The sequence below is a fragment of the Microcystis sp. M53603_WE2 genome, assembly GCF_030065435.1.
The window spans coordinates 1-5,706 of record NZ_JASJFF010000373.1 but is presented as its reverse complement, the minus strand read 5'-3'; the positions used below and the strand labels follow the sequence as shown (position 1 = coordinate 5,706).

At 39.9% G+C, this 5,706-nt stretch carries 7 protein-coding genes; all 7 read left to right on the top strand.

The window, feature by feature from the left end:
- The coding region (gene acnB / locus PX481_RS07985) for a bifunctional aconitate hydratase 2/2-methylisocitrate dehydratase (protein WP_288094260.1) at positions 1–2,268 on the top strand (2,268 nt) is incomplete at its 5' end.
- Positions 2,269–2,332: 64 nt separating this feature from the next.
- On the top strand, positions 2,333–2,602 hold the full coding sequence (locus PX481_RS07980) for a DUF2584 domain-containing protein (protein WP_002761370.1): 270 nt from the start codon (positions 2,333–2,335) through the stop codon (positions 2,600–2,602).
- Positions 2,603–2,824: 222 nt separating this feature from the next.
- Positions 2,825–3,559: a hypothetical protein gene (locus PX481_RS07975; RefSeq protein ID WP_288025942.1), complete on the top strand. Its 735-nt coding sequence runs from the start codon at positions 2,825–2,827 to the stop codon at positions 3,557–3,559.
- A gap of 72 nt (positions 3,560–3,631) precedes the next feature.
- Positions 3,632–3,808, top strand: coding sequence for a hypothetical protein (locus tag PX481_RS07970; protein WP_002761372.1), 177 nt, complete (start codon positions 3,632–3,634; stop codon positions 3,806–3,808).
- Between the two features lie 99 nt (positions 3,809–3,907).
- A complete protein-coding gene (locus tag PX481_RS07965) occupies positions 3,908–4,051 on the top strand; it encodes a hypothetical protein (RefSeq protein WP_002761373.1) in 144 nt (47 codons plus the stop codon).
- Between the two features lie 70 nt (positions 4,052–4,121).
- Positions 4,122–5,315, top strand: coding sequence for an ATP-binding protein (locus PX481_RS07960; RefSeq protein ID WP_288094257.1), 1,194 nt, complete (start codon positions 4,122–4,124; stop codon positions 5,313–5,315).
- A complete protein-coding gene (locus PX481_RS07955; RefSeq protein ID WP_288025946.1) occupies positions 5,315–5,584 on the top strand; it encodes a TOPRIM nucleotidyl transferase/hydrolase domain-containing protein in 270 nt (89 codons plus the stop codon). Before PX481_RS07960 ends, PX481_RS07955 begins: the two co-directional genes overlap by 1 nt.
- Positions 5,585–5,706: the final 122 nt, after the last annotated feature.

The following is a 5,706-nucleotide window of genomic DNA, read 5'->3' as shown; positions in this document are numbered from 1 at the left end:
GCCGCTGCCGCCAGCGCTTTAAGTAAAACCCTGCTGGTATTCGACGCATTTAACGAGGTTTTGGAATTATCCGACACCAATCCCTATGCTAAACAGGTTATCGATGCTTGGGCCAATGGTGCTTGGTTTATCGCTAAACCGAAACTTGCTAAAGAAATTACCGTCACCGTCTTCAAAGTCCAGGGGGAAACCAATACAGATGACCTATCTCCCGCTCCCCATGCCACCACCCGGCCTGATATTCCCCTCCATGCTTTGGTAATGTTAGAAACCCGTCAACCGGGGTCTTTAGAAACCATTGCCGAATTGAAAAAATTAGGCCATCCGGTCGCCTATGTGGGGGATGTGGTCGGGACTGGTTCCAGCCGAAAATCGGCTATTAACTCGGTTCTCTGGCATATTGGCGATGATATTCCCTTTGTGCCTAATAAACGTGCTGGTGGCTATATTTTAGGCAGTAAAATCGCCCCTATCTTCTTTAACACTGCTGAAGATTCCGGCGCTTTACCGCTTGAATGCGATGTTAGCCAAATGAACACGGGGGATGTGATTAAAATCTATCCCTACGAAGGCAAAATCACCAACGAAGCGGGCGCAACTATTAGCACTTTTAGCCTCAAACCTGAGACAATTCTGGATGAAGTGCGGGCCGGCGGTCGTATTCCCCTCTTAATCGGTCGCAGTCTCACCGATAAAACCCGTCACGCCTTGGGACTTGAGGCTAGTACCCTATTTACCCGTCCAACTATGCCTAGTGACACGGGTAAAGGTTACACCCTAGCGCAAAAAATGGTCGGCAAAGCTTGCGGTTTACCCGGGGTGCGGCCGGGTACTTCCTGTGACCCAATTATGACTACGGTAGGGTCTCAGGATACCACCGGCCCGATGACCAGAGACGAGTTAAAAGAGTTAGCCTGTTTAGGTTTTAGCGCCGATTTAGTCATGCAGAGTTTCTGTCACACGGCAGCCTATCCGAAACCGGTTGATATTCAAACTCATCACCAATTACCGGACTTTTTCTCTACCCGGGGTGGGGTCGCTTTACGTCCGGGAGATGGCATTATTCACTCCTGGTTAAATCGGATGTTATTGCCGGATACGGTGGGGACTGGCGGCGATTCTCATACTCGTTTTCCCCTGGGAATTTCCTTTCCTGCGGGGTCGGGTTTAGTGGCATTTGCGGCCGCTTTGGGAGTAATGCCTTTGGATATGCCGGAATCGGTTTTAGTGCGTTTTACGGGGGAATTACAACCAGGTGTAACTCTGCGCGATATTGTTAATGCTATTCCCTACGTTGCCATGCAAGAAGGCAAATTAACCGTGGAAAAACAGAACAAAAAAAATGTTTTTAACGGTCGTATTATGGAGATGGAAGGGCTGCCGGATTTGAAATTAGAACAGGCTTTTGAGTTAACCGATGCCACGGCGGAACGTTCCTGTGCCGGTTGTACGATTAAGTTAAGTACCGAGACAGTGGCGGAATATTTACGCTCTAATGTGGCCCTGTTAAAGAATATGGCGGCCCGGGGTTATAGTGATGCCAAAACTATCCTACGTCGGGTAGCAAAAATGGAACAATGGTTAGCTAATCCTGTCCTGATGGAGGCGGATAAGGATGCCGAATATGCGGATATTATCACCGTCAACTTAAGCGAGATTAAAGAACCCATTGTCGCCGCACCCAATGACCCCGATAATATCAAGTTAATGTCGGAATGCGCCGGGGATAAAATTGATGAGGTGTTCATCGGTTCTTGTATGACTAATATCGGCCATTATCGCGCCGCCGCTAAGATATTAGAAGGAGCAGGAGTTGCTAAGGCTAAACTGTGGATTTGTCCCCCCACCCGCATGGATGAAAAACAATTGCGCGATGAGGGAATGTACGGCATTTTTGCCGCTTCTGGGGCGCGTACCGAGATGCCTGGATGTTCCCTTTGTATGGGTAATCAAGCGCGGGTTGAAGACAGAGCGACGGTATTTTCTACCTCGACTCGTAACTTCAATAATCGCATGGGAAAAGATGCGCGAGTCTATCTCGGTTCCGCTGAATTAGCGGCGGTTTGTGCGCTGCTAGGACGCATTCCCACCGTCGAGGAATACCTCGCAATTGTCACCGAGAAAATTAATCCTTTTGCTGGCGATTTATACCGCTATTTGAACTTTAATGAAATCGCTGGTTTTGAGGATGAAGGCCGGGTAATTCCCCTAGAAGATTTACCTAAAATTGAGGATATCTTAGGGATTCCTTCTGGTGTTTTGAGTTAGTATGAAGTTTAGGGTGAGCTATGAAAAGCTCACCTTTTGTTCAGAAAATAAAGAGGTAAAATTTATGGGGATGCCCTGTGAAGTGAATAGTATTTTAAAGTTAAAACCATCTCAAGGTTATCCAGAAAGTTTGGAATTATCTAAACAGTATCAAGGGAGCAAAGAAGATTATAGAATTATTCCTGTTGATGTTCCCATTCCTTTGGTAAATGAACATTGGGTCGCCTACGCAGATGTTATCATTGAAAAATTAGTTTGGGAAAATCGTCAAACAACAGTTTTATTTAGAATTGATAGGATTTATCCAGTCCCTTTTATTGTCAAAGAAACTTGAAATTAGATGAAGGATCAACAACGAATAATTATTGCAAGAATTATTAAGTAGGTAGGCACAATTATTTGTAGGATGGGTTAGCGGTAGCGTAACCCATGCGGGCGTTGGGTTTCATGCTTCAACCCAACCTACGTTCATTTTATATTTAATTCCACCCACCTACTTAAGTATGAATTTGATTATTTTCTCAGAAAATTCAAGCCTTGGGAAAAACTCATATTTTTGTTATACTTAATAGTAGCAATTGTGACAGGTTTAGGGGATGCAAGTTCATTTTTTACAGGAGAGAATAGTCCTATACCTAGGGAATGGAAATTATTAAAAAGTCCTCAAATAGTTACGATTATATCTATTATTATCTTAGGAATTCCTGTTCTACTCTCTCAAACACAGACTGGACAAGATACTGTTGAACTTTTAGAAACAATTCGCTTAAATATTGTGCCAGCAATCAGTAGTTCTTTAGAAGAATTATCTGTTGATATAAAACAAAAATTTAATCTACAGGGCAATATCAGAGTATCCTTGTGGATACCAGTGAGACAAAAGTTATTTACTTGGAATCTCCAAATGGTATGTAAAACTAGCAATGTATCTGATAGGGAACTAGAGGCACTTTTTGAATTAGATGAAGGGGTAATTGGTTACACATACCTGAAGACTATAAGAAAGTATGCTTTGGAGTTTGTTGATATTTCCAATTCTCAGCAATTACCGTCTTCTTATGTCCCTCTCCAAAGAGACAATGAACTCTTAATTAATCCTCATATAAAAATTGTGTTAGCTGTAGCTGCACTGCAAAAAAGTTCTATTCTGGGACTATTAGCTGTTGATAACGATGATAGTGCGGATTTAAGCTCAATGAATGATAGAAATCTGCATAGTAGTATTTTAGACTGGATGACACAATACAATAACGTTGTTAAATTACTCTGGAGAATGAAGAATAATGTCTAGGGTATTGACTAGGTTAAGCAATTGACTCATGATAACAGTAGGGTTAAGACCTAAACCACAGAGGAAACTATTATGTCTGAGTCACTAAAACAACAGAGACAAGCACCTAGTTTAAAGTTAATTGAAATATTAGAAGATGGTAGTGCCAAAACTTTTATCTACGAAGATCCCGAAAAAAAGAGCAAATCCAGCTTTATTGCTCGAATAAAGGCTAAAATACAACAAAAACTCAGACCATCAGCTAATTAGTTCTTATGTATTTGCCAGATCATTTGTACACAAGGGGGTTATCTACCCCCGGATTTGTTTTTATAGTCATGACCGATTAGTTTGATACATTCTAGATACATGAAGCTCTTATCCTGTCTAGTATTAATATTCTCAATCTTAATTGAAATCGCTGGTTTTGAGGATGAAGGCCGGGTAATTCCCCTAGAAGATTTACCTAAAATTGAGGATATATTAGGGATTCCTTCCGGTGTTTTGAGTTAGTATGAAGTTTAGGGTGAGCTATGAAAAGCTCACCTTATTGACGATTTTTGCGACCAAGGAGATTAAAATCATGAAATTAGACCAGTTTGAATATATTTCTAATCGAGGCAACCCCAATGAATGGCGAATTGATGGATGTCAGTTAGGCAATATTAATTTAATCGTTGGTAAAAATGCCAGTGGAAAATCAAGAATTGTCAAAAGTATATATAAGCTATCAGAACTATTATCTGGAAGTGAAAAATTTGATCCATCTTTTAGAAAGGATACATGGCATTTATTTTTTGATTGCACCACAAATTGTAAAACAGAATATTTTCTAGAATCAGAAAATGGAGAAGTTCTCCAAGAAAAGCTAATTATTGGTAGCAAGCAACTTTTAGAAAGAAATGAGTCGGCAGAAGGTAGAATTTTTGCCCAAGAACTTAATCAGTATATGCGCTTTCAAACACCTAAAACAGAATTAGCAGTAGTTAAGCGTCGAGATACTATCCAACACCCTTTCTTGGAAGATATTTATAAATGGTCTAGCTCTCTAAGATTCTATGAATTTGGAACACAACTGGGAAAAAATACTATAGCCACATTGCCGCCAACAACAGAATTATTAAAAGCCAAAACAGATGCTAAAGATTGTGATCATGTTGTTGGAATATTTGTGCTGGGAAAACGAGAACATAGTGAATTCACTCAAAGAATTATTGACGATATGAATAGAATCGGTTATCAAATTGCAAAGATAGAAACTAAAGTACCGAGTTTTTTCAAGTCTAATATTTCGCCTCCTGAAAATTTAGACGAGGATTCAGACAATTTACCCAAGTTTTTGTATGTGCAAGAAGATGGGTTAAAGTCTGTCACGGAACAATCGGAAATATCTCAAGTAATGTTCAGAGCTTTATCATTATTTATTCAGATTAATTACGCTATTTTGTCAGATCAGCCTAGTTGTATTATTATTGATGATATTGGGGAGGGTTTGGATTTTCAACGATCTTCAGCTATAATTAAACTTTTAATTGAGAAGGCGAAAACAGGCTTAGTGCAACTTATCATGACCACTAATGATGAGAATATCATGAACGGTGTTCCTCTTGAATATTGGTCTGTTATCGAACGACAACCGGGAGTCGCTAAATTACATAATTACTCTAATTCTCCCGAACAATTTGAACAGTTTAAACATATTGGACTGAATAACTTTGATTTTTTTGCTAGTGAATACTACTTGCAGGAACCTAATTCAGAGGAGGTGATAGATTGATGTTACAGAAAAAACTAGCGATTTTTGTGGAAGGACAGACCGAAAGAATATTGATAACCAGGTTACTTCAAGAAATTGCAGGATACAAAAAAGTTTCTGTGGAAGTTTATCAAGTGCGCGGGGATAAAGCTAATCGCAAAATTGAACCGCTAAAATCAAATTCTATCGAAGTTGCTCCTTTCTTTATTCTTTTGTACGATTGCGGATGTGATTTTCATGTACTTTCCGATATAAAAAAACAACATGATAGTTTAACTAGGGTTTGCTGAATAATGGTAAAACCCTTTTAAAATAAAGCTTTTGACCTGTTAAAGTCCGATGTTCATGCTGCGAAAATAGGATTGGGACGTTCAAAAACCTTGCATTATCCTTCTTGTAGTACATCGCTTGG